Source organism: Cryobacterium breve, assembly GCF_027594785.1.
Taxonomy (GTDB): domain Bacteria; phylum Actinomycetota; class Actinomycetes; order Actinomycetales; family Microbacteriaceae; genus Cryobacterium; species Cryobacterium breve_A.
The window spans coordinates 1,801,586-1,825,678 of the sequence record NZ_CP075584.1 but is presented as its reverse complement, the minus strand read 5'-3'; the positions used below and the strand labels follow the sequence as shown (position 1 = coordinate 1,825,678).

The following is a 24,093-nucleotide window of genomic DNA, read 5'->3' as shown; positions in this document are numbered from 1 at the left end:
GACAACAGCGGATGAGCGCGGTAGCGTCATCGAATGAGAATCCTCCTAGTCGGGGCGGGCGGCGTCGGAGACGCGTTCGCGAAGATCATCGCCCGCCGGTCGTTCTTCGAGCGGGTGATCGTGAGCGACTACGATCTCGGCCGTGCGGAACGGACGATCGCAGCCGTCGCCGCGAAGTACGGTGACGAGAGTGCGGCCCGGTTCACTGCGGCCCAGATCGATGCGGGTGACCCGGATCGCGTCGCATCCGTCGCGCGGGAGCACGGCGCGACGCACGTGATGAACGCGGTCGAGCCGAAGTTCGTGCCGAGCGTGTTCGCCGGGGCGCTCGCCGCCGGGTGCAACTACCTCGACATGGCCATGAGCCTGTCAGAGCCGCACCCGACGGACGCGTACACCGAGACGGGTGTGAAGCTCGGCGACGACCAGTTCGCGCTCGCCGCCGACTGGGAGACCGCCGGACGGCTCGCTCTCGTCGGGATGGGCGTCGAGCCCGGACTGTCGGACGTGTTCGCCCGGTACGCCGCCGACCACCTGTTCAGCGAGATCGACGAGCTCGGCACCCGCGACGGCGCCAATCTCGTCGTGCGCGACGAATCCGGCGCGGAGATCTTCGCGCCCTCGTTCAGCATCTGGACCACGATCGAGGAATGTCTCAACCCGCCTGTCATCTTCGAGAAGGACCGCGGCTGGTTCACGACGCAGCCGTTCAGCGAACCCGAGATCTTCGACTTCCCCGAGGGGATCGGGCCGGTCGAGTGCGTGAACGTCGAACACGAAGAGGTGCTGCTGATGCCGCGCTGGCTCGACGCGAAGCGGGTGACCTTCAAGTACGGGCTCGGCGAGGAGTTCATCGGCGTGTTGCAGACCCTGCACCGCCTCGGCCTCGACAGCGTGACCCCGGTGCGGGTGCGCAGCGAGTCCGGGCCCGTCTGGGTCGCGCCCCGCGACGTCGTCGCGGCGAGCCTGCCGGATCCGGCCACGATCGGACCCCGGATGACCGGGAAGACCTGCGCCGGGGTCTGGGTCACAGGCACCGGGGTCGACGGGGCGCCGCGTGAGGTGTACCTGTACCACGTGAGCGACAACGAATGGACGATGCGCGAGTACGACGCCCAGTGCGTGGTCTGGCAGACCGCGCTCAACCCGGTGATCGCGCTCGAACTGCTCGCGACCGGCGCCTGGAGCGGCCTCGGTGTGCTCGGCCCCGAGGCGTTCGACGCGAAGCCGTTCCTCGACCTGATGAGCGCGAGCGAGGCATCCGGCGGGTACGGCGAGCCCTGGGGGATGGAAGACCGCCTGGTGCGGCCTGCTTCCGCGGCAGACCCGGCGTGATCAACGGCGAGGTCTCCTTCTGGTGGAACCAGCTCGGCCGGCCGGCGCAGCGCCAGCCGCTGCCCGGTTCGCTGCGGGCCGACGTCTGTATCGTGGGTGCCGGGTACACCGGACTCTGGACCGCGTACTACCTGAAGAAGGCGGCGCCCGGCCTGCGCATCGTGATCCTCGAGCAGCGCTTCGCCGGCTACGGGGCCTCGGGGCGGAACGGCGGCTGGCTGACCAACTCCATCACCGGCGGCCGCGAGCAATACGTCGCCACGCACGGGCGTGACTCCGCCGCCCGGTTCCAGGCCGCCATGAACGACACTGTCGACGAGGTGATCCGGGTTGCCGCCGCGGAGGGCATCGACGCCGACATCGTCAAGGGCGGCGAGTTCACGGTGGCGTGCGACGTGCCGCAGCAGCGTCGGCTCGAGGCGAGCGCCCGGGCCGAACAGGAGTGGGCGGAAACGGATGTCGAACTCCTGACGGCCGCGGAGGCATCCGCCCGCGTGAACGTCGCCGGAGCCACGGGAGCGATGTGGCACCCGCACTGCGCGCGCATTCACCCGGCGAAACTCGCCGCGGGACTGGGCCGGGTCGTCGAGGTGCTCGGCGTCGAGATCTACGAGGACACCACCGTCACCGAGATCACGCCGCACCGCGCCGTCACGGCACGCGGAGTCGTCGCCGCGGACGTCGTCGTGCGGGCGACCGAAGGCTTCACCGCGGGGCTGCGCGGCCTGCACCGGGCCTGGCTGCCGATGAACTCGTCGCTGATCGCGACGGCGCCGCTCACGCCGGCGGTCTGGGAGAGCATCGGCTGGGAGGGGCGCGAGACCCTCGGCGACATGGCGCACGCCTACATGTACGCGCAGCGCACCGCCGACGACCGCATCGCGATCGGCGGCCGCGGCGTGCCGTACCGCTTCGGGTCGAGGACCGACTCGGACGGGCATACCCCGGCCGGCACGGTCGACGCACTGCGCGGCATCCTGAACCGGTTCTTCCCCGCGACGACCGGGGTGACGATCGACCATGCCTGGTCGGGCGTGCTCGGGGTTCCGCGGGACTGGGCCGCGACCGTGGGTCTCGACCCGGTGACCGGGCTCGCCTGGGCCGGCGGGTATGTCGGCACCGGGGTCGCGACCACGAATCTGGCCGGCCGCACCCTGACCGAGCTGATCCTCGCTCGGGTGGCGGGAGCCGCGGGTGCGGCAGGTGCGGCTGGTGGGCTCAGCGAGCTGCCCTGGGTCAACCACCGGGTGCGGAACTGGGAGCCCGAGCCGCTGCGCTGGCTTGCGGTGACCGGGTTGTACCGCGCGTACGGGATCGCAGACCGCGCCGAGCACGGCGGCCGCCGCACGACGACGTCGCCGCTCGCGACGATCGCCGATCGGGTTTCTGGCCGAGGCCACTGAACTGATTCGACGGAGGGCCGGGCCTGCCGCGGATGTGGTCTACTCGAGGCATGAACGTTCTGCCCCCGTCACATGGCGGTGAGAGTGCGGCCGAGACCCTCGTGGCCGCGTACCGGGTCGCGCTGGCGGCTGCGGACGCGGCCGCGGTCAGCGTGCGCGCGGCCAACCCCGATGACCTTCCCGCCGTCGTCGCGCTCTTTGAGAGCACCTGGGGCGCGGGACGCAGCCCGGACACCTCCCTCCTGCGCGCCCTCGACCACGCCGGAAACACGGTGCTCGTCGCCACGAGCGACTCCGGAGCGGAACCCGCGTCCGTCGGGGCCGCACTCGGCTTCCTCGGCTGGGCCGGCGGCATCCACCTGCACTCGCACATGGCGGCCGTCGCCCCTGGCCTGCGAGGCGGCGGCGTCGGCTACGCGCTCAAGCTCTTCCAGCGCGCGGTCTGCCTCGAGCACGGCGTCGGCGAGATGCGCTGGACCTTCGACCCGCTGATCCGCCGCAACGCGCACTTCAACCTCGCGAAACTCGGGGCGGAGGTGACCGCCTTCCACCCGGACTTCTACGGGCGGCTCGACGACGCGATCAGCGGCAGCGACCGCAGCGACCGCTTCGAGGTGCGCTGGCGCCTCAACTCACCGCGCACTCTGGCGGCGCTCGCCGGGTCCCCCCTTCCGCACTGGGGTGCCGCAGAACCGACCCGCGACGGCTTGCCCGCCCCCAGGCCCCTGCTGCTCGACCCCGACTTCGAACGGCTCCGCGCCGAGGCGCCGGATGCCGCAGCCCGGCAGCGCGCCGACTCCCACGTCGTGTTCGCCGAGGCATTCGCCCGCGGCCTCCGGCCCGAACTCGCCGGCGACTCCTGGGTCTTCACCTCCCGCCCCGCAGACCCCGCCTGACCCGCCTCGTCGGACAACGACGAGGGCACCCCACGGGAGGGGGAATCTGGGGCTAGGATCGCGCCATGAATCCGAGCGACGCCGCCGATCACCTGTCCGAGCTCGAGGCCGCAGCCGAGGCAGCGGTCGCCGCGGCCCGTCAGGCGCAGGCCGACGCCGAAGCCGCCCTCGCGAGGGTACAGGCCGCGGCAGTTCAGAAGCAGTCGGATGCCGCCACGGAGACCGCGCACACCGGGACCGACCCGGCGGCGCCGGCGCCGGCACCTGCAACATCCGCAACATCCGGGGCACCCGCGGCACCGCTCAGCGAGGCCCAGGTCGACGTGATCCGGGCCGGGTACGCCTTCGGCGGGCCGGCACTCGAGATGGGCGCCCTCGTCAACGGCGACCCGCTCGCCGACGTGCCGATCCGGATCCCGCTCGCGATGACCAACCGGCACGGCCTCGTCGCCGGCGCCACGGGAACCGGCAAGACCCGCACTCTGCAGGTGCTCGCCGAACAGCTTTCCGCGCACGGGGTTTCCGTGTTCGCCGCCGACATCAAGGGCGACCTGTCCGGGGTCGCGACCGCGGGCATCCCGAACGACAAGCTGCTCGCCCGCACCCGCGGCATCGGGCAGGACTGGAGCGGCCAGGCCGCCCCGACCGAGTACTTCTCCCTCGGCGGCACGGGCCGTGGCGTGCCGGTGCGCGCGACCGTCGCCGGGTTCGGCCCGCTGCTCCTCAGCAAGGTCCTCGGCCTCAACGACACCCAGGAGTCCAGCCTCGGCCTCGTCTTCCACTACGCCGACCAGGCCGGCCTGCCGTTGCTCGACCTCACCGACCTGCGCGCGGTGCTGAGCTTCCTGACCAGCCCGGCGGGCAAGTCCGAGCTCGCCGGGCTCGGCGGCCTGTCTCCGGCGACGGTCGGCGTGATCCTGCGCGAGCTGATCACCTTCGCCGACCAGGGTGCCGACGTGTTCTTCGGCGAGCCCGAGATCGACACCCGCGAATTCCTGCGCACTGCGCCCGACGGCCGCGGCGTGATCAGCCTGCTCGAGGTGCCCGGGGTGCAGAACCAGCCGGCGCTCTTCTCCACGTTCCTGATGTGGCTGCTCGCCGACCTCTACAACGACCTGCCCGAAGTCGGCGACCTCGACAAGCCCAAGCTCGTGTTCTTCTTCGACGAGGCTCACCTCCTCTTCGCGAACGCCTCCAGGGACTTCCTCACCTCGATCACCCAGACCGTCCGGCTCATCCGCTCGAAGGGCGTCGGCATCTTCTTCGTCACGCAGACCCCCAAGGACGTGCCCGGCGACGTGCTCGCGCAGCTCGGCTCCCGCGTGCAGCACCAGTTGCGGGCCTTCACCCCGGATGACGCAAAGGCGTTGCGCGCGACCGTCTCGACGTTCCCGAACTCCGGTTACGACCTCGAAGAGGTGCTGACCGGGCTCGGAACCGGCGAGGCGATCGTGACGGTGATGAACGAGAAGGGCGCCCCGAGCCCCGTCGCGTGGACGCGGCTGCGCGCTCCGCAGGGCTCGATGTCTCCGACGCCGGATGCCGCGATCGAGTCGGCCGTCGCGGCCTCGCCCCTCCTGGCCACGTACGGCGCCTCGATCGACCGGGAGTCGGCGCGGGAGATCCTCGCGACCAAGCTCGAGGCGGCCAACCGGGCCGCTGCCGAGCAGCAGGCCGCCCAGCAGGCGGCGCTCGACGCGGCGAAGGCGGCCGCGGAGCGAGAGAAGGCCGAGAAGGCCGCCGCCGCGCAGCAGGCGAAGGACGCGCGGGCAGGGGAGCAGGCCGACCGGAAGGCACAGGCCGAATACGACCGGCTGATGCGGCAGACCGCGGGGCCGGCGCGCACCCGCACGAGCGCGAAGCCGCAGAAGAGCGTGCTCGAGGAGGTGCTCGGGTCGTCCGTGACGAAGTCGATCCTGACGGGAGTCGTGGCCGGCATCTTCGGAACCCGCCGCCGGCGCTGAGCCGTCGCCGGCATCCGCTCGCCCGCGCCGCCGCATGACCGCGCCGCCGCTCGCCCGCGCCGCCGCATGGCCGCGCCGGTTTTGGCGGGCCGCGCCGGGTCGTGCTGGCGACCGCGCCGGTTTTGGCGGGGCGCGCCTGCCGTTTCGGGTGCGGCGTGCGCTACCGGGCGCGGCGGCGGATGCTGCGGCGTTTGCGGGGATGGCCGCGCCGGTTTCGGCAGGCCGCGCCGGGTTGTGCTGGCGGCCGCGCCGGTTTTGGCGGGCCGCGCCTGCCGTTTCGGGTGCGGCCTGCGCAAGGGGGCGCGGCGACGGATGCTGCGGCGTTCGCGGGCGCCGATCCGCGGCGTCCCGGGGCCGTGCGCCGCGGCATCCGCTCAGTCGATGTGCGTGGTGAAGCGGCGCTCGAACCAGTAGAGCAGTTCGGGTCTGGACCGGTTGAGGTCCTGCAGCGTCATCGGTTCGGCGACGCGAACGATCGGAGCGTCCAGCTGCTCGACGATCGTTTCCATTGCCCCGCGCGAGTAGAACTGGCCGCGCATCCGCACCAGCAGCCGGCCGTCGACTCCGGTGATGAACAGCTGCGGATGCGTGTCGAGGGCGCCGCTCTCGTAGAGGTCGAGCAGCACGATGGTTCCGATCATGGACTTGTCGTAGCTCGTGACCCTGCCGAGGAAGCCGCGTTCGGAGACGCCGTCCCTGTCGACCCAGATCACGGTGCGGAAGAACGCAATCGTGGCGAGCAGGCAGATGGCGAAGAGGATGACCTGGCCGGCGAAGACAGGTCCCCAGGAGTCGGTCGGGATCGTGAGCCAGTAGAGAACGGCGGAAACCGGGGCGACGAGGGCCAGCACGGACAGGCCGGATTGTCGAAGCAACCGGCCGTGCGGCCTCAGGGCATGCGCCCGGACAAGCGGCCCCCCAGTGACTTTCACCTTAAGTGTTCCCCCTCGCCGGTGTATCCAGATTATCGCTAATAGTGGGGCGGGTCGGTAGCCACCTTAATGGGGACAGCACGCAGCCCTCCCGTGCCGGCTGCGCGGTCGGACGCCGAAACCGGGCGGCACGAGGGGATCGTGCCGCCCGGTTCAGGGTGGCGGCTGCGGGGCAGCCGGTCGTTCTGGCCGGGTCAGCGGCCGAGGATGCCGCCGAGGTCGATTCCGGTGCCGGTGCCGTTCGTGGCGCCGGTGCTGCCTGAGCCGTTGAGGGCGCCGTCGACGATGTCGCTGACGCTCGCACCGATGTCATCGACCGACGCCGAGGTGCCGTTGCCCGCAGGAGCGGTGACCGGAGCCGTGACGGGCGCGGTCGTGTCGGTGGTGAGCGGAGCGGTCACGGGAACCGTGACCGGAGCGGTGACGGCCGTGTCATTGCCGGAGGCGGCCGGGACGTCGTTGCCCGACGCGACCGGGACGGAGGTGCCGTTGCCGATCGAGGCGCCGTTGCCGACGGAGTTGCCCGAGACGACCGGACCGGAGACCAGCGGGGCGTTCAGCACGCCGCCGCCGAGGGCATCCGTGCTGGTGCCGTTCGCGCCGGACCCGTTCAGGCTGGACCCGTTCGCGTCGATGCCGCGCAGCGCGTCGTTCAGCAGGCCGAAGTCGACCGTGTTGGCCAGGCTGCTGCTGTCGCTGCCCGACGGGGAGACGGCACCGGTTTCCGCTGCCTGGGCCGGGGCGACGAAGCCGCAGACGATCAGGGCGGATGCCGCGACGCCGGTGATTCCAAAGGCGGTGAGACGCTTCGTGATGGTGTTCATGAGAGCCCCAATTCGTAGTTGCGTTCCGGCCTCGGGTATTCCCCGGGCCGCACAAGTAGTCCGGAGCCCTCGTCGGAGTGGATTGGAATCCGTAGAGTGGGCTCGTGCCAGACTCTCCCAGCGCGCTTCGTCGCGCGCAGCCACCGAGATTCCGGGCGCACCCGGCCCAGGTCGGCGTCGCGGCCTTCGCCCTGACGATCGCGATCGGCACGGCACTGTTGATGCTGCCGGTCGCCCGAACCGGCCCGGGCGGGTCGACCCTGCTCGAGGCCCTCTTCACGGCGACGAGCGCGGTCTGCGTCACCGGGCTCGTCGTGGTCGACACGGCCACGCACTGGACGCCCTTCGGCCAGGTCGTGATCATGATGCTGATCCAGGTCGGCGGGCTCGGCATCATGACGTTCGCGTCCGTCGTCGGCCTCTCGGTGCTGCGGAAGATGAGCCTCCGGTCCCGGATCACAGCGGCTGCCGAGAGCGGCAGCGTCGGACTCGAGAACGTGCGGGGTCTCCTGCTCGGCATCGTGACGACATCCGTGGTCATCGAGCTGTGCGTCGCCGCGCTGCTGGGCGCGAGGTTCCTCTTCGGGTACGGGGAGCCCCCGGGGCGTGCCGTCTGGCTCGGCCTCTTCCACGCGGTGTCCGCCTTCAACAACGCGGGCTTCGCCCTGTTCAGTGACAGCCTGATGTCCTACGCGACCGACCCGTGGATCTCCCTGCCGATCGCTGCGGCGGTCATCCTCGGCAGCCTCGGCTTCCCGGTGCTCGTGCAGCTGCGGCGCTACCCGCGCCTGCCGCGCAAATGGGTGATGAACACCCGGATCGTGCTCGCCGCGACCGTCGTCCTTCTCGTGGCCGGCACCGTCTACCTCACGGCCGTCGAATGGTCGAACCCCGCGACGCTCGGCCAATTCGCGGGGCCGGACAAGATGCTCGCCGGCTTCTTCCAATCTGTGCAGGCCCGGTCGGGTGGCTTCAACACCATCGACTGGAGTCGGATGGATTCGGCGAGCCTGCTGGGCACTGACGTGCTGATGCTGATCGGCGGCGGCCCTGCGGGTACCGCGGGCGGCATCAAGGTGACGACATTCGCCGTGCTCTTCTTCGTCCTCGTCGCCGAGATCAGGGGAGAAGGCGCGGTCAACGTCTTCGGCAAGCAACTCGCAAGGGCCGTGCAGCGCCAGGCCATCACGATCGTGCTGATCGCCGTGGCCCTGATCGCCGCATCGACGGTCGTCCTCATGCTCCTGACCGACTTCAGCCTCGACGTGTTGCTCTTCGAGGTCATCTCCGCGTTCGCCACGGTCGGCCTGTCGACGGGCATCACGGCGAGCCTGCCCGTCGGTGGCCAGGTGCTGCTGATGCTCCTGATGTTCATCGGCCGGCTCGGCCCCATCACCTTCGCCTCGGCACTCGCGCTCCGGCAGCGACCTGCGTCCTTTGAACTACCGATAGAAAGGCCGATCATTGGCTAAGTTCTCCCTTTTCGGGCGTCGCTCGACCTCCCGTATGACCCGGGAGGACGCCGTCGTCGTGATCGGCCTGGGCCGCTTCGGCAGCTCGCTCGCCCTCGAACTGATGAAGAGCGGCACGGAGGTACTCGGGATCGACGGCGACGCGGACATCGTGCAGGCGCACAACGGCCTGCTCACCCACGTCGTGCGCGCAGACTCGACGAAGGAGGAGACCCTGCGCCAGCTCGGCGTCGCCGACTTCAGCAGCGCGGTCGTCGCGATCGGCGGGGATATCCAGGCGAACATTCTCACGGCATCACTGCTGATCAAGCTCGGCATCGGGAACATCTGGGCCAAGGCGGTGAGCGAACCGCACGGCGCGATCCTCGACCAGCTCGGCGTGACCCACGTCATCTACCCGGAGAAGGACATGGGCAAACGCGTCGCGCACCTCGTGCGCGGGGTGATGCAGGATTACCTCGAGATCGGCGAGAACTTCGCGATGGTGAAGATGGCGCCGCCGCAGGAGACCGTCGGCATTCCGCTGGGGAAGAGCCGGGTGCGACCGGTGCACGGGGTGACGGTGACCGCGTACCTCCGCGACGGCGCCGGCTGGAACTACACGACCCTCGAGACGGTCCTCGAGGCGGACGACGTGATCCTCGTGGCCGGCGAGACCGAGCGGGTCGAGGCGTTCAGCCGCTTGCGCTGACGCGGGTGTTGAGCCCGCGCCGCGTAGGCTCGGCCTATGAGTAGTGCAGCAGAGGCCGCCGCCCGTTTCGTGAGTGGGGCCGCGATCGGAACCCGCGTCGTCGTTCGCCGCACCATCGAGGGCGGGGTGACGGATGCCGTCGGCTACCTTCGCGCGTGCGGTCCGGTCGACTGCGTGGTCGAGACGAAACGCGGTCTCGTCACGATCGTGCTCGCCGAGATCGTGGCCGCGAAAGAGGTGCCGCCGCCGCCGGCGCCGCGTGCGCCGCGGCATCCGTTCGCCGACTGACGAATCTCTACTGGCGGAGAATGGGGGATTCGAACCCCCGAGGGCTCTCACCCAACACGCTTTCCAAGCGTGCGCCATAGGCCACTAGGCGAATTCTCCTGGCCGGTCATTTCCCGAAGGTAACAACCTCGAAGAATCTTACCTGTTTCTGGAGGCACTTGAGAACGCGGTGTGCGGGGACCTGCTTTTGGCTCGGTGCGGCTTTGCGCATAAACTGGGAGCGGCTCCTCGCGTGGCGCTATCTCAGCCAACTCCCCCAGGACGGAAACGTAGCAAGGGTAACTGGGCTCTGGTGGGTGCGCGAGGAGTTTTTTCATGCCCGCGCGGCCTCGAAAAGCGGTTTCCTCAGGGCACTCTGACGCCCTCTCACCCATCGGTCCGGGCATACCGCTCAGTAGTGAGTCCGCGCGCGTCGCATACTGTGCAGAATTCCGTGATAACGATTCCATATCTACTCATAGACTGGGCTATGCGCGGATCGCGCCCCGACAGTGCCGGAGGCACCCATGGTCAACACGTCCGATAAAACCTTCTTGTGGCCCACCCAGCAGCCACGTCCGCTCAGTGATGAAGCGCTCGCGAGCGTAGACGCCTGGTGGCGAGCCGCGAATTATCTTTCGGTGGGGCAGATCTACCTGCTCGACAATCCGTTATTGCGGGAACCGTTGACCCGCGACCACATTAAGCCCCGCCTGCTCGGCCACTGGGGAACGACCCCCGGACTTAACTTCATTTACGCCCACCTGAACCGCGCGATCCAGGAACGCAAGATCAGCACCCTTTATGTCACCGGCCCCGGCCACGGCGGGCCCGGCATGGTCGCCAACGCCTACCTCGACGGCACATACACCGAGATCTACTCCGGAGTCGAGCAGAGCGAACGCGGCGTCAAGGCCCTGTTCCGCCAGTTCTCCTTCCCGGGCGGAATCCCGAGCCACGCGTCACCGGAGACGCCCGGTTCGATCCACGAGGGCGGCGAGCTCGGCTACGCGCTCAGCCACGCCTACGGCGCCGCGTTTGACAACCCCGACCTGCTCGTCGCGGCCGTCGTCGGAGACGGCGAGGCCGAGACCGGCCCGCTCGCCACCAGCTGGCACTCCAACAAGTTCGTCGACCCGCTCGTCGACGGCGTCGTGCTTCCGATCCTGCACCTCAACGGGTACAAGATCGCCAACCCGACCATCCTCGCCCGCATCCCGGAAGAGGAACTCCTCGACCTGATGCGCGGTTACGGCCACAAGCCCTACATCGTCTCCGGAGGCTTCAACGAGGAAGACCCGCTCCTCGTGCACCAGCGTATGGCCGAAACCCTCGACGAGGTCCTCAACGAGATCGCCGACATCAAGGCCCGCGCCCTCGCCGGCGACACCGAGCGCCCGCGCTGGCCCATGATCATCCTGCGCACCCCCAAGGGCTGGACCTGCCCGACCATGATCGACGGCCTCAAGGTCGTCGACTCCTGGCGTTCGCACCAGGTGCCGCTCAGCAACGCCCGCGACACCGAGGCGCACACCCGCCTCCTCGAGGGCTGGCTCGCCTCGTACCACCCCGAAGAGCTGTTCGACGAGTCCGGTGCGCCGGTCGCGAAGATCGCCGCGCTCGCCCCGGAGGGAAACCTGCGGATGAGCGCGAACCCCGTCTCCAACGGCGGGCTGCTCCGCAAGGAGCCTGCGCCTCCCCGACTTCCACGACTACGCCGTCGACGTTCCCTCCCCGGGCGCCACGACGGATGAGGCCACGAAGGTCCTCGGAACCTGGCTCGCGGATGTCATTCGCGACAACCCCGACAACTTCCGGATCTTCGGGCCGGATGAAACGGCATCCAACCGTCTCGCCCCCGCCGTGTTCGCGGCGACGGGCAAGACCTGGGACGCCGAATACCACGAGGGCGACACCAACCTCGAACGCGCCGGCCGCATCATGGAGATGCTCAGCGAGCACCAGTGCCAGGGCTGGCTCGAAGGCTACCTGCTCACCGGTCGCCACGGCTTGTTCAACTGCTACGAGGCTTTCATCCACATCGTCGACTCGATGTTCAACCAGCACGCGAAGTGGCTCAAGGTCACCCGCGAGATCCCGTGGCGCCGCTCCATCTCGAGCCTCAACTACCTGCTCTCCTCGCACGTCTGGCGCCAGGACCACAACGGCTTCTCCCACCAGGACCCGGGCTTCATCGACCACGTCGTGAACAAGAGCGCGGATGTCGTGCGCGTCTACCTGCCCTTCGACGCGAACACGCTCCTCTCGATCTACGACCACTGCCTGCGCAGCGTCGACTACGTGAACGTCGTCGTCGCCGGCAAGCAGCCCGCGCCGAACTGGCTCACCATGGACCAGGCCGTCGCGCACTGCGACCGCGGCCTCGGCATCTTCGACTGGGCAGGCACCGAGATCGCCGGCACCGAACCGGATGTCGTCCTCGCCGCAGCCGGAGAGGTCCCGACCCTCGAGATCCTCGCCGCCGCCGCGATCCTGCGCGAAGCGATGCCCGACCTCAAGGTCCGCGTCGTCAACGTCGTCGACCTGATGCGCCTGCAGTCGGAGGCGGACCACCCGCACGGACTCAGCGACGCCGAGTTCGACGCCTACTTCACCGCGAACAAGCCGATCGTGTTCGCGTACCACGGGTACCCGTGGCTGATCCACCGCCTGACCTACAAGCGCCATGGACACGCCAACCTGCACGCCCGCGGGTATAAGGAGAACGGCACGACGACGACCCCGTTCGACATGGTCATGCTCAACGACCTCGACCGGTATCACCTGGTGATGGACGTCATCGACCGCGTCCCAGGACTCGGCGCCCGCGCCGGTGTTCTCCGCCAGGAAATGCAGGATGCCCGCCTCCGCGCCCGTGACTACACGCGCGCATTCGGTGAAGACATTCCCGAGGTCACCGAGTGGGTGTGGGATGCAAACGGCATCGGCGCCACACCGGTGGATGTGGGACTTTCGACCGGTGGGGATAACGTTTAATCGTGGCTGACAGCATCTACATCACCTCCGCCGAGGGTTATACAGGCAAATCTACGATCGCGCTGGGCGTTTTGGACACCCTGCTTCGTTCGGTCGAACGGGTCGGCGTCTTCCGTCCCGTCGCCCGAACGTCCAACCATCCCGACTATGTGCTCGAGCTCCTGCTCGAGCACCTCTCTGCGGGCAAAGCCGCGAGTGCGACCGCCGCAACGAGCACCCCGCTCACGTATGACGAATGCGTGGGCGTACATTATGACGAGGTCCACCTCGACCCCGATGCGGCCCTCGGCCGCATCGTGCAGCGTTACAAGGCCGTCGAGGCCCAGTGTGACGCGGTCGTCGTCATCGGAAGCGATTACACCGACGTCGGCAGCCCGACCGAGCTCGCCTTCAACCTCCGCATCGCCGCCAACCTCGGCGTCCCGGTGCTGCTGGTTCTCGGCGGTCGCGTCGGCTCCGGCCAGGGCGAGACGCTCAACCAGGACGACCGGCTCGGCCAGAGCGACCCGCGCACCCCGGACGACATCCGCCAGCTGACGGATGTCACCATTGCCGAACTGCGCAATGAGCACGTCTCCCTGCTCGGCGTCATCGTCAACCGCGCCGATCCGACGCGCCTCGACGACGTGATCGGCGCCGTCCGCGACGTCGTCGACGCCCCCGGAAGCGAGCTCACGAACGTGCCGGTCTGGGCGATTCCCGAGGACCCGTACATCGTCGCACCGAGCATGAAGAGCATTCTCAAGGCCGTGAAGGGAACCCTCGTCAAGGGGGACCCGGCGCTCCTGTCCCGTGAAGCCCTCGGAGTCGTCGTCGCGGCGATGTCGATGGTCAACGTGCTGCCGCGCCTCTTCGACGGCGCGGTGGTGCTCATCCCGAGCGACCGCCCCGATGTGCTCCTCGCCGTGCTGATGGCGAACTCCTCAGCGACGTTCCCCTCTATTGCGGGCATCATCCTCGTCGGCGGTTTCGACCTCCCGACGGAGATCGAACAGCTCGTCGAGGGACTCGCTTCGTCTGTGCCGATCATCCGCACTGAACTCGCGTCTTACGAGGCCGCGGTGCGCATCACGCACACCCCCGGCCGGATGGCCGCGGATTCGCAGCGCAAGCTCGACACCGCGCTCGCCCTCTTCGAAGGCCACGTCGAGGCATCCGTTCTGCTCGACCGCCTCAAGGTCAGCCGCGCCGACGTCGTGACGCCGCTCATGTTCGAGTACACGCTGCTCGAACGTGCCCGGAAGAACCGCAAGCGCATCGTGATGCCCGAGGGGGAGGACGACCGCGTGCTGCGCGCCGCCGCGACCCTGCTGGCCCGCGATGTCGCCGACATCATCATTCTCGGCGAAGAGGTCGATGTTCGCTCCCGCGCGATCGGGCTCGGCATCGACATCGGCAAGGCCCAGGTGATCAGCCCCTTCTGACGAGGAGCCTCCGCACCAAGTTCGCCACGGAGTACGCCCGTCTGCGCGCCCACAAGGGCGTCACCATCGACCAGGCCAGGGACGTCGTCACCGACGTGTCCTACTTCGGCACGATGATGGTGCAGATGGGACTGGCCGACGGCATGGTCTCCGGTGCGACGCACACCACGGCGCACACGATCCGCCCGAGCTTCGAGATCATCAAGACCCGCCCGAACACGTCCGTCGTGTCGAGCGTGTTCCTGATGGCCCTCGCGGACAAGGTCCTCGTGTACGGCGACTGCGCCGTGAACCCCGACCCGACCGCCGAGCAGCTCGCCGACATCGCCATTTCCGCTTCGGAGACGGCCGTCGAGTTCGGTATCGAGCCGCGCATCGCGATGCTCTCCTACTCGACCGGCGAGTCGGGCAAGGGAGCGGACGTCGACAAGGTCCGCGCCGCGACCGCACTCGTGCGTGAGCGTCGCCCCGACCTGCTCATCGAAGGCCCGATCCAGTACGACGCGGCAGCGGATGCTGCTGTCGCCGCTGTGAAGATGCCGGCTTCGGCCGTGGCCGGCAAGGCCACCGTCTTCATCTTCCCGGACCTCAACACCGGTAACAACACGTATAAGGCCGTCCAGCGCAGCGCTGGCGCCCTCGCGCTCGGCCCCGTCCTGCAGGGCCTGCGCAAACCGATCAACGACCTTTCCCGAGGAGCACTAGTGCAGGACATCGTCAACACCGTCGCCATCACCGCAATCCAGGCGGCGTCGCTCGACTCCGCCGCCGCTGCTGCCGCCGCGACTGCGACGGTGTCCGCATGAGCGCCGTCCTGGTCATCAACTCCGGTTCCTCATCGTTCAAGTACCAGCTGATCGATATGGCGACGGAGACCGAGCTCGCGAGCGGACTCGTCGAGCGCATCGGCGAGGCGAGCGGGCACGCCCGTCACAACGCCGCAGGCGCCGACCGCGTCGAGCAGACGCTGCCGATCCCGGACCACACCGCCGGTTTCGCCGTGATGCTCGCCGCGTTCGCCGCGAGCGGCCCGCAGCTCAGCACGGCGAACCTCGTGGCCGTCGGCCACCGGGTCGTGCAGGGTGGCAGCATCTTCCAGGGCCCGACCGTGATCGACGACGAGGTGCTCGCCCAGATCAGCGCGCTCTCCGACCTCGCGCCCCTGCACAACCCGGCACACGTCCAGGGAATCAACGCGGCCCGCGCCCAGTTCCCGGACGTGCCTCACGTCGCCGTGTTCGACACCTCGTTCCACCAGACGATGCCGGCACCGGCGTACACCTACGCGATCAACACCGCGCTGGCGGCCGAGTACAGCATCCGTCGTTATGGAGCACACGGCAGCTCGCACAAGTTCGTGTCCGAGGCCGCAGCGGAGTTCCTGGGCCGCCCGCTCGCCGAGCTGAAGACGATCGTGCTGCACCTCGGCAACGGTGCGTCTGCGTGCGCGGTCGACGGCGGCGTCTCGATCGACACCTCGATGGGCCTCACCCCGCTGCAGGGCCTCGTCATGGGTACCCGCTCCGGCGACATCGACCCCGCGGTGCTGTTCCACCTGCACCGCAAGGCCGGCATGTCGATCGAAGAGCTCGACACCCTGCTGAACAAGCAGAGTGGCATGCTCGGACTGACCGGAAACGGCGACATGCGCGACGTCGAAGACGCCGCCGTAGCCGGGGACGCGGTCGCCCAGGCCGCCCTCGACGTCTACTACCACCGCATCCGCGGCTACGTGGGCAACTACATCGCCCAGCTCGGCGGACTCGACGTAATCGTCTTCACCGCCGGCATCGGCGAGAACTCGGGAATCGTCCGGGCCGGCGCCCTCGCCGGACTCGAATTCCTCGGCATCGAGATCGACCCGGCGAAGAACGACCCGTTCTCCCGGGTCGCCCGCGTCATCTCGACCGATGACTCGAGGGTCACCGTGCTCGTCATCCCGACGAACGAGGAGCTCGAGATCGCTCGCCAGACCCTCGAGACGATCAAGGCCGCGTAACCAGCAACCCGCACGACGCGTGACGGCCGTCCCCTCGGGGGCGGCCGTTCCGCCGTTAAAGCGACGCCGAGGCCGCCCTCTGGGTGTGGACGGGGTCCGGGTCGGCGAACGTAATGTCGGAGATTTTCGCGACACACGGCATCCGCTGCCCGGTCGCGCGGCGTGTCGCGAAAATCTCCGACCTTACGTTGCGGCATTGCGGCATTGCGGCATCGCGGCATTCGGCAGCGAGACTCTGTTCTACAACGGGTCATGCTTCGCAAAGAGCACGGGCCCGACGTGGTGTGCCCGCACGAAGACGGCGTCGTCGACCACGCGCTTGATCGCCAGGAACGTCGTCTCCCACTCGAACAGGATCTGGTCGTGCGTGAGCCGAATCGAACGCCGCCCGAGGGCCTCGGTCTTGAGGTCGCGAATGCGGTCCGGGTGGAACCGATCGGGTCCGTGCCAGCGAGCACCGTCGATCTCGAGCGCGACGCAGCCCTCGACGAGCAGGTCTTCGTCGCCGATATCGCGCACCCGCACCTGCGCGACGACTGTGTACCAGGTGTGCCGGAGACGCCGGCGCACGATCGTCTCGAGCCCTGAGTCCGCCGTGAACTCGAGATCGCGGATGCCCGGCTGCAGCCGCGCCGGAGCCGCACGACACAGCACGCCCACCTCTGCCCGCGTCAGCACCCCTTCGTGCACCGCGGACTCGAGGCATGCGATCGCATGCTCCTCGTCGAGGCAGCGCATCGCCTGCCACACCGCCTCCATCGGCCCGACAAGCCAGGATCTCGCCCGGTCCGGGTAGCGCGGCGCGGCCCAGTGGTACACGATGACCCGCCCCTCGCTCGTTCGCGACGGGCGCTTCCCGCGCCCGTTCGGCGGCACTTGCAGGTGCAGGGCGTCGTACGGCAGGCCGGTCCATACTCGCGCCGGCTCCAGGGCGCTCAGGCAGGTAACTTGTGCGTGCACTGCTGCGGCGTCGCGTTGGTCACGGCCGGCGTGTGGGCATACATACGATCCGCGGGCGACGCGTTCGATCGTGCCGTCGGCGATGGCGGCACGGACCCGCGCCACCGTCACCCCGAACCGGCTCAGTTCGGCGGCCGTACTCGCGTGCCCGAAGCCGCAGAGAAACGTCGCAGGGGTGGTGGTCGCCGGAGCCGGGGCAGTTGTGGGGCGCGTGTCGTCGCTCGCGCCCGGGGGCGGGGGCGCAGGGGCGTACCGGTTCCGATTCTCGTCCACGGGGCGAGGATGCCGCGCGCCGGCGACCGCAGGCGGGCGACGGGCGTGCTTGGGGAGAACTGCGCAGACCCCGAGCCTGTGGGGGAGCCGTGCGGCGCTGGTGCGGGCCGGCCCCACGGCCTCACAGACGCAACCTCGGAGATTTTCGCGACTCGCCGCATCCGCTGCCCGGATTCACGGCGTGTCGCGAGAATCTCCGACATTGCGCAATCGAGGCGCGTGTCAGCGGATGCCCGGCGCGAGGGAGTTCCGCAGGGCGTGCACGTGGTCGCTCTGACGTAACGTCGGAGAAGCTCGCGACTCGCCGCATCCGCTGCCCGGATTCACGGCGTGTCGCGAAGATCTCCGACGTTGCGAATCCTCGGGGCGTCATCGTGCTCCGTGCCACTGCCGGAGTCATCTCCTCACGACATGAGGTGCGTGCGAACGGCGCCTCAGGAGGTTCTACGCGCCGTGCTCCCGCGCACCACGAGGTGGGTCGGCACGATCGTGGTGCCCGGAACGGATGCACCGGGGGAGTCGATCTGCCGCAGGAGCTTCTCGATGCAGAGCCGGCCCACCTGGGCGAAGTCCTGGTGCACCGTCGTCAGCGGGGGCCAGAAATCGTCCGACTCGCGCATGTCGTCGAAGCCGACGACGCTCACGTCGGCGGGCAAGGCCCGGCCGGCTTCGTGCATGGCGCGCATGACCCCGAGGGCCATCTGGTCGTTGGAGGCGAAGATGGCCGTCACGAGCGGGTCGGCGGCCAGGGTGACGCCGTGGACATAGCCGCTCTGCGCGCTCCAGTCGCCCTCGAGCACGGGCGGTACCGGGGCGCCGGCCGCCTTCAGGGTGTTACGCCAGGATGCGGTACGGCGACCGGCCGAGAAGGAAGACTCCGGGCCGGCGATGTGCCAGACCGTGCGGTGCCCGAGGTCGAGCAAGTGCTGCGTGGCCAGGCGGGCACCCTCGGTCTGGTCGGTGTCCACGACGGTGTACCGGGCGCCGGCGTCGGAGTCGACGATCACGACGGGAAGCCCGGTCGGCACGCTCACGTCGATCCGGTCGAGCATGTGGGCTTCCATGATGATCACGATGCCGTCAACGGCCTGCTCGGCCAGCCGGGTCACGGCGCCGGTGACCGCCCCCTGAGTGGGCCTCGTCACCGGGATGAGAGTGATCGAGTACCCAGCCTTCGCCGCCGCCATCGCGACGGCGTCGAGGGTACGCATGTTTCCGAAGCTCGACAGGGTGAACATGATCACGCCGATCGTGCTGAACCGGCCGGACTTGAGGGCTCGGGCGGCGCTGTTGGGCCGGTAGCCGATCTCGTCCATGGCCGCGAGCACGCGGTCCCGCGTATCGGAGTCGACATTGCTGCGGGCGTTCACCACCCGGGACACGGTCTGGGAGGAGACGCCGGCCAGGGCTGCGACATCCGCCATCGACGGCAGGCGCTGCACTCCGCGGGTCGACGGGGTCACGGGTGTCGAGGGAGCCAATGGTGTCGGGGGAGTCGCGGGCGCGGAACGGCCAGCGCCGTCGGCGGGGCTGATCTTTGCCACGTGCCCTCCCGGGTCCCGGAAAATACTTCCGTATGTTTACGTAAACATGCTAGCGTGCTTACACGTCATGTTTACGCAAACATGACCAGGAACCTCGAATCCTTCCCCCGCCGCACCACACTACCGAGTCAGAGAAACAGGAATGACGACGCTGTCAACGCTCACCCCCAGTGGCCAGGCGCTTTCGGGCCCCCGGAAGCCACACGTGCAGAAGCGCGACTGGACCGGCTGGAAGTTCATTGCCCCGTTCATGGTCGTCTTCGCCCTTGTCCTGATCGCCCCGGTGCTGTATTCGATCTACCTGAGCTTCTTCAAGGAACAGCTCGTCGGAGGGAACTCCTTCGTCGGCTTCGCGAACTACGGCCAGGCGCTCACGGATCCCAAGTTCTGGGAGTCGATGGGGCGGGTGACCCTGTTCTTCGTCGTCCAGGTTCCGGTCATGCTCGGAGATCGCGCTCTTCGCGGCCCTGGCCATCGACAGTGCCCGCCTGCACCTCTCCAGCTTCTTCCGCATCGCGATCTTCCTGCCGTACGCCGTTCCCGCGCGTGGTCGCGACCCTCATGTGGGGCTTCATGTACGGCACCAAGTTCGGCCTGGTCGGCAACCTCAACGACTTCTTCCACCTCGCCATTCCTGACCCGCTCGGGAGCAGCTGGGTGCTCGCGAGCATCGGCAACATCGTCACCTGGGAATTCATCGGCTACAACATGATCCTGTTCTACGCGGCTCTCCGGGTGATCCCCACCGACCTCTACGAGGCGGCCTCCCTCGACGGGGCCAGTGCATTCCGCATCATCCGCAGCATCAAGATGCCGGCGCTGCGTCCCGCGATCGTGATCGGCGGCATCTTCTCGGTCATCGGCAGCTTCCAGCTCTTCAACGAGCCGAGCATCCTGCAGTCCCTGGCGCCCAACACGATCTCGACCTATTTCTCCCCGAACATGTACGCCTACAACCTTTCCTTCGCGGGCCAGCAGTACAACTATTCGGCCACCATCGCGATCATCGTCGGTCTCTTCACGGCCGTCATCGCCTACATCGTGCAGAACTCCGGTTCGCGGAAGGAGGTCTGAGATGTCCACCACCGACCAGGCCAGAGTGACCGTGCCCGAAAGCCACGCCAAGGCCCCACGGATGTCCCGCTACACCCGCACGAACAAGTCCAACCAGGGCCTGCACACCAAGAAGTCGATCCTGCTCACGATCATCATGGGCGCGCTGGTCCTCTACAGCCTTCTGCCCCTGTTCTGGCTCTTCGTGAACTCGACCAAGACCCAGGCCGAGCTGCTCAACTCGTTCGGCCTCTGGTTCAGTGGCCCGAACGCGCTCTGGGACAACATCGTCGCGACCGTCACCTACAACGACGGAGTCTTCGTCCGCTGGTTCGGGAACACCCTGATGTACGTCGTCGTCGGGGCAGGAGGGGCCACCTTCCTCGCGGCCCTCGGTGGCTACGGACTGGCCAAATTCAACTTCCCCGGCAAGAAAGCCGTCTTCGCGGTCGTGCTCGGTGCCGTGGCGATCCCCGGCACGGCCCTCGCGGTCCCGACCTTCCTCATGTTCAGCCAGATGGGCCTCACGAATACGCCGTGGGCGGTCATCCTGCCCTCGTTGATCAGCCCGTTCGGCCTGTACCTGATCTGGACCTACGCCCTCGACGCCGTGCCGACCGAGGTGCTCGAAGCCGCACGCATGGACGGAGCGGGCGAATTCCGCACCTTCTTCACCATCTCGCTCAAGCTCCTCGCCCCCGGCCTCGTGACCGTGCTGCTGTTCACCCTCGTGGCCACCTGGAACAACTACTTCCTGCCCCTGATCATGCTGAGCGAACCGACCTGGTACCCGCTCACCGTAGGACTCAAGCAGTGGAGCAACCAGGCGCAGACCGTCGGCGGCGACGTGATCTACAACCTCGTGATCACCGGCTCGATGCTCACGATCATCCCGATCGTGGTCGCGTTCCTGTTCCTGCAGCGCTACTGGCAGTCCGGCCTCGCCGCCGGCAGCGTCAAGGCGTGACCCTCCAACCCTCTCGACCGCACAACCTGTCCCGCACCGAAGTTCATCCATTTACAAGGAAGTGAAAGGCATTTCATGAAAGCACCACACAGCACCAGGAAGGCACTGCGTCGCACCGCGGTCGTCGTCGCCACCGGACTCGCGCTCAGCATGTCCCTCGCCGCATGTTCCGGATCCGGAACCGGATCGACCGCAGCGTCGACCGCGAGCGCAGCGGACATCACCGCGGCCCTGAACGAGAAGTCGACCATCACCGTCTGGGCCTGGGCCCCGGCGGTCGCGGACATCGCCACCGCGTTCGAGAAGGAGCACCCGAACGTCACCGTCAAGGTCGTCAACGCGGGAACCGGCAATGACCAGTACATCAAGCTGCAGAACGCGATCAAGGCCGGGTCCGGCGCGCCGGACATCGCCCAGATCGAGTACTACGCTCTTCCGCAGTTCGCACTGTCCAAGTCGCTCGCTGACCTCAGCGCCTACGGCTTCGACTCCTTCGCGTCCGAATACACCGACAGCACCTGGGGATCGGTCAAGCTCGGCGACGGCATCTACGCCCTCCCTCAGGACTCGGGCCCCATGGCCATGTTCTACAACAAGGCCGTCTTCGACAAGTACGGCCTCACCGTTCCCACCACCTGGGACGAGTACGTCGCAACGGCCAAGAAGCTGCACGAGGCCAACCCGAACGCCTACATCACCAATGACACCGGCGACGCCGGCTTCACCACGAGCATGATCTGGCAGGCCGGCGGCAAGCCGTACACCACGACGGACTCCACCAAGGTCAGCATCAACCTCCAGGACGAGGGCTCGAAGAAGTTCGCAGACACCTGGAACACCCTGCTCAGCAACGACCTCCTCGCCGCAACGCCCAGCTGGAGCGACGAATGGTACAAGGGCCTCGGCGACGGCACCATCGCCACCCTCAACATCGGTGCCTGGATGCCCGGCAACCTCGAGTCCGGTGTCAAAGACGCCGCTGGTGACTGGCGGGTCGCACCGCTGCCGACGTACAAGGCCGGAGACACGGCAAGCGCCGAGAACGGCGGCGGTGGAGACGCCATCCTCGAGCAGAGCAAGAACAAGCTCGTCGCGGCCGGTTTCCTCCAGTACATGAACGAGGGCGCGGGCACCCAGATCTCGATCGACGCCGGCGGATTCCCGTCCACCGTCGCCGACCTGAACTCCGACAAGTTCCTGAACGCCACAAGCGACTACTTCGGTGGCCAGAAGATCAATGAGGTCCTCGTGCAGTCCGCGAAGGATGTCGTTCCCGGCTGGAGCTACCTGCCGTTCCAGGTCTACTCGAACAGCATCTTCAAGGACACGGTCGGCCAGGCGTATGCCGCCAAGTCCGACATCAACGCCGGCCTGACCGCGTGGCAGAAGGCCTCCGCCGACTACGGCAACCAGCAGGGCTTCACCGTCACCAGCAAGTAACAGCCTGCGCCACCGTCGGAAAAGGGTGGGCCTGGTCCGGGCCCACCCTTTTCCGTCGCCTTCGAAAACTCACACCGAACACCCGTCGCACCGAACAAAGAGGATCTTCTCCCGTGTTGTACGCCCGGCTCAGCATCACCCGCGACGACGTTGTGGCGCCCGTCTCGCCCCGGATCTTCGGCTCCTTCGTCGAGCACATGGGCCGCGCCGTGTACACGGGATTCTACGAGCCCGGTCATCCCACCGCGAATGCGGAGGGATTCCGCGAGGATGTGCTCGCCCTGGTGCGGGAACTGAACCCGAGCCTCATCCGCTATCCCGGCGGCAACTTCGTCTCCGGCTTCCGCTGGGAAGACAGCGTCGGCCCCCGCGACGCGCGCCCCGTGCGCCTCGACGTGGCCTGGCACAGCATCGAGACCAACGAGGTCGGCCTGCACGAATTCGCCGCCTGGGCAGAGACCGCCGGCGTCGAGATGATGCAGGCCGTGAATCTGGGGACCCGGGGGTTGCGGAAGCCGCGGCCCTGCTCGAATACGCCAACCACCCGGGAGGCACCACTCTCTCCGACGAGCGTCGGACCAACGGTCGCAGCGAACCGTTCGGCATCCGCGTCTGGTGCCTCGGCAACGAGATGGACGGCCCCTGGCAGATCGGTCACAAGACCGCCGAGGAATACGGGCGCCTCGCCGCCGAGACCGCCCGGGTGATGAAGTGGGTCGACCCCACCATCGAACTCGTCGTCGCCGGCAGCTCCAACGCCGAGATGCCCACCTTCGGCAGCTGGGAACGCACGGTGCTCGGGCACACCATCGACCTCGTCGACCACATCTCCCTGCACGCCTACTACGAGGAGAAGCCCGGCGACCTCGGCAGCTTCCTGGCCTCCGGCGTCGGCCTGGACCGCTTCATCGGGGATGTCGCCGCGATCATCGACGAGGTAGCGGCCGAGCGAGGCGTCGACCGCTTCATCGGCGTCAGCGTCGACGAGTGGAACGTCTGGTACCAGACCCGCTTCAACGAGGTCGACAAGGAGAGTCTGCTCACCGGCGACTGGAACGCCCACCCCCGCCTGATCGAAGACGAGTACAACGTCAGCGACGCCGTCGTGGTCGGCTCCCTGCTGATTTCCCTGCTGCGCAACAGCGACCGGGTCTCAATGGCCAATCTCGCCCAACTCGTGAACGTGATCGCCCCCATCCGGTCCGAACCCGGCGGACCGGCCTGGCGACAGACCACCTTCTTCCCCTTCGCGCTGACCGCAGGCGCCGCCCGCGGCGACGTGCTCGCCACCACGATCCACTCCGACACCTACAACACCGTCGCCCACGGCACGGTCAACCTGGCGGATGCCGCTGCGACAGCCACCGACGAGGAGATCGTGCTGTATCTGGTCAACCGGTCCGAGACGGCCCCGCTGACCCTGGCTGTCGACCTCGCCGGTGCCCGTGCCCGCGCCGTGCTGTCCGCGCAGAGCGTGCACGCCCCGGACGGAGGCGACCGGTTCAGCACGAACAACGCCGACCACCCGGAGGCCGTTGCGCCGGCGAAGCTGGACGAGGTGACGCTGTCCGAGGACGGCGATGCGGTCACCGTCATACTTCCGGCCCTGTCCTGGTCGATCGTGCGTCTGGCCGCCGGGAGCGACGCATGAG

14 protein-coding genes, 1 tRNA gene, 1 other RNA gene and 4 pseudogenes are annotated in these 24,093 nt (G+C 68.2%); 15 read left to right on the top strand and 5 right to left on the bottom strand.

Going from position 1 to position 24,093, the window contains the following annotated elements:
- Positions 1-33: 33 nt before the first annotated feature.
- From KIV56_RS08965 to KIV56_RS08950, 4 genes are all read left to right on the top strand, one after another.
- The gene (locus KIV56_RS08965) at positions 34-1,335 is read left to right on the top strand and encodes a saccharopine dehydrogenase family protein (RefSeq protein ID WP_281535946.1); all 1,302 of its coding nucleotides are present in this window, start codon (positions 34-36) and stop codon (positions 1,333-1,335) included.
- Positions 1,332-2,738: an NAD(P)/FAD-dependent oxidoreductase gene (locus KIV56_RS08960; protein WP_281535945.1), complete on the top strand. Its 1,407-nt coding sequence runs from the start codon at positions 1,332-1,334 to the stop codon at positions 2,736-2,738. The genes KIV56_RS08965 and KIV56_RS08960 overlap by 4 nt, the downstream gene beginning before the upstream one ends.
- Before the next feature lie 50 nt (positions 2,739-2,788).
- Entirely contained in the window at positions 2,789-3,634 is an 846-nt protein-coding gene (locus KIV56_RS08955) for a hypothetical protein (RefSeq protein WP_281535944.1), read from the top strand.
- A 65-nt stretch (positions 3,635-3,699) separates the two neighbouring features.
- On the top strand, positions 3,700-5,598 hold the full coding sequence (locus KIV56_RS08950) for a helicase HerA-like domain-containing protein (protein WP_281535943.1): 1,899 nt from the start codon (positions 3,700-3,702) through the stop codon (positions 5,596-5,598).
- A gap of 374 nt (positions 5,599-5,972) precedes the next feature.
- Here the strand turns inward: KIV56_RS08950 and KIV56_RS08945 are convergent, their stop codons facing one another.
- Positions 5,973-6,473: a hypothetical protein gene (locus KIV56_RS08945; RefSeq protein WP_281535942.1), complete on the bottom strand. Its 501-nt coding sequence runs from the start codon at positions 6,471-6,473 to the stop codon at positions 5,973-5,975.
- 251 nt (positions 6,474-6,724) lie between these two features.
- Positions 6,725-7,354: a hypothetical protein gene (locus KIV56_RS08940; protein ID WP_281535941.1), complete on the bottom strand. Its 630-nt coding sequence runs from the start codon at positions 7,352-7,354 to the stop codon at positions 6,725-6,727.
- Between the two features lie 104 nt (positions 7,355-7,458).
- On the opposite strand from KIV56_RS08940, the gene KIV56_RS08935 reads away from it, so the two are divergent.
- Genes KIV56_RS08935 through KIV56_RS08925 form a run of 3 tightly spaced genes read left to right on the top strand, consistent with a single transcriptional unit; the run spans position 7,459 to position 9,805 of the window.
- On the top strand, positions 7,459-8,826 hold the full coding sequence (locus tag KIV56_RS08935) for a TrkH family potassium uptake protein (RefSeq protein WP_281535940.1): 1,368 nt from the start codon (positions 7,459-7,461) through the stop codon (positions 8,824-8,826).
- Positions 8,827-8,860: 34 nt separating this feature from the next.
- On the top strand, positions 8,861-9,517 hold the full coding sequence (locus KIV56_RS08930) for a potassium channel family protein (RefSeq protein ID WP_281535939.1): 657 nt from the start codon (positions 8,861-8,863) through the stop codon (positions 9,515-9,517).
- Positions 9,518-9,553: 36 nt separating this feature from the next.
- Entirely contained in the window at positions 9,554-9,805 is a 252-nt protein-coding gene (locus KIV56_RS08925; RefSeq protein ID WP_281535938.1) for a hypothetical protein, read from the top strand.
- 11 nt (positions 9,806-9,816) lie between these two features.
- Here the strand turns inward: KIV56_RS08925 and KIV56_RS08920 are convergent.
- Positions 9,817-9,904: transfer RNA gene (locus KIV56_RS08920), tRNA-Ser, on the bottom strand.
- A gap of 120 nt (positions 9,905-10,024) precedes the next feature.
- On the opposite strand from KIV56_RS08920, the gene ffs reads away from it, so the two are divergent.
- From ffs to KIV56_RS08900, 4 genes and pseudogenes are all read left to right on the top strand, one after another.
- Positions 10,025-10,121, top strand: an RNA gene (ffs, locus tag KIV56_RS08915) — signal recognition particle sRNA small type.
- Positions 10,122-10,311: 190 nt separating this feature from the next.
- A pseudogene (locus KIV56_RS08910) lies at positions 10,312-12,781 on the top strand (phosphoketolase family protein).
- Positions 12,782-12,783: 2 nt separating this feature from the next.
- Positions 12,784-15,011: pseudogene (pta, locus tag KIV56_RS08905) on the top strand (phosphate acetyltransferase).
- Complete coding sequence (locus KIV56_RS08900; protein WP_281535937.1) at positions 15,008-16,204, top strand: acetate/propionate family kinase; 1,197 nt, start codon at positions 15,008-15,010, stop codon at positions 16,202-16,204. Before pta ends, KIV56_RS08900 begins: the two are co-directional and overlap by 4 nt.
- 240 nt (positions 16,205-16,444) lie before the next feature.
- On the opposite strand, the gene KIV56_RS08895 is transcribed toward KIV56_RS08900, so the two are convergent.
- Both KIV56_RS08895 and KIV56_RS08890 read right to left on the bottom strand, forming a co-directional pair.
- Positions 16,445-17,164 carry a hypothetical protein gene (locus tag KIV56_RS08895; RefSeq protein WP_281535936.1) on the bottom strand — a complete coding sequence of 240 codons (720 nt, stop codon included), beginning with the start codon at positions 17,162-17,164 and terminating at the stop codon, positions 16,445-16,447.
- 707 nt (positions 17,165-17,871) lie between these two features.
- Positions 17,872-18,861 carry a LacI family DNA-binding transcriptional regulator gene (locus KIV56_RS08890; protein ID WP_281536109.1) on the bottom strand — a complete coding sequence of 330 codons (990 nt, stop codon included), beginning with the start codon at positions 18,859-18,861 and terminating at the stop codon, positions 17,872-17,874.
- 262 nt (positions 18,862-19,123) lie between these two features.
- Here KIV56_RS08890 and KIV56_RS08885 point away from each other — a divergent pair.
- The 4 genes and pseudogenes from KIV56_RS08885 to KIV56_RS08870 all read left to right on the top strand — a co-directional run bounded on the left by KIV56_RS08885 (position 19,124) and on the right by KIV56_RS08870 (position 24,092).
- Positions 19,124-20,055: pseudogene (locus tag KIV56_RS08885) on the top strand (carbohydrate ABC transporter permease).
- A 61-nt stretch (positions 20,056-20,116) separates the two neighbouring features.
- Entirely contained in the window at positions 20,117-21,001 is an 885-nt protein-coding gene (locus tag KIV56_RS08880; protein ID WP_241975181.1) for a carbohydrate ABC transporter permease, read from the top strand.
- A 75-nt stretch (positions 21,002-21,076) separates the two neighbouring features.
- Positions 21,077-22,441: an ABC transporter substrate-binding protein gene (locus KIV56_RS08875; RefSeq protein WP_281535935.1), complete on the top strand. Its 1,365-nt coding sequence runs from the start codon at positions 21,077-21,079 to the stop codon at positions 22,439-22,441.
- Between the two features lie 113 nt (positions 22,442-22,554).
- Positions 22,555-24,092 (top strand): annotated as a pseudogene (locus KIV56_RS08870) (alpha-N-arabinofuranosidase).
- The last annotated feature ends 1 nt before the right edge of the window (position 24,093 follow it).

Bases quoted from the DNA above. Each gene is read 5' to 3' on its own strand.
- KIV56_RS08940 (WP_281535941.1), bottom strand. From the start codon at position 7,354: ATGAACACCATCACGAAGCGTCTCACCGCCTTTGGAATCACCGGCGTC.
- KIV56_RS08875 (WP_281535935.1), top strand. From the start codon at position 21,077: ATGAAAGCACCACACAGCACCAGGAAGGCACTGCGTCGCACCGCGGTC.
- KIV56_RS08900 (WP_281535937.1), top strand. From the start codon at position 15,008: ATGAGCGCCGTCCTGGTCATCAACTCCGGTTCCTCATCGTTCAAGTAC.
- KIV56_RS08890 (WP_281536109.1), bottom strand. From the start codon at position 18,861: ATGGCGGATGTCGCAGCCCTGGCCGGCGTCTCCTCCCAGACCGTGTCC.
- KIV56_RS08930 (WP_281535939.1), top strand. From the start codon at position 8,861: ATGACCCGGGAGGACGCCGTCGTCGTGATCGGCCTGGGCCGCTTCGGC.
- KIV56_RS08925 (WP_281535938.1), top strand. From the start codon at position 9,554: ATGAGTAGTGCAGCAGAGGCCGCCGCCCGTTTCGTGAGTGGGGCCGCG.
- KIV56_RS08950 (WP_281535943.1), top strand. From the start codon at position 3,700: ATGAATCCGAGCGACGCCGCCGATCACCTGTCCGAGCTCGAGGCCGCA.
- KIV56_RS08955 (WP_281535944.1), top strand. From the start codon at position 2,789: ATGAACGTTCTGCCCCCGTCACATGGCGGTGAGAGTGCGGCCGAGACC.
- KIV56_RS08880 (WP_241975181.1), top strand. From the start codon at position 20,117: ATGTCCCGCTACACCCGCACGAACAAGTCCAACCAGGGCCTGCACACC.
- KIV56_RS08965 (WP_281535946.1), top strand. From the start codon at position 34: ATGAGAATCCTCCTAGTCGGGGCGGGCGGCGTCGGAGACGCGTTCGCG.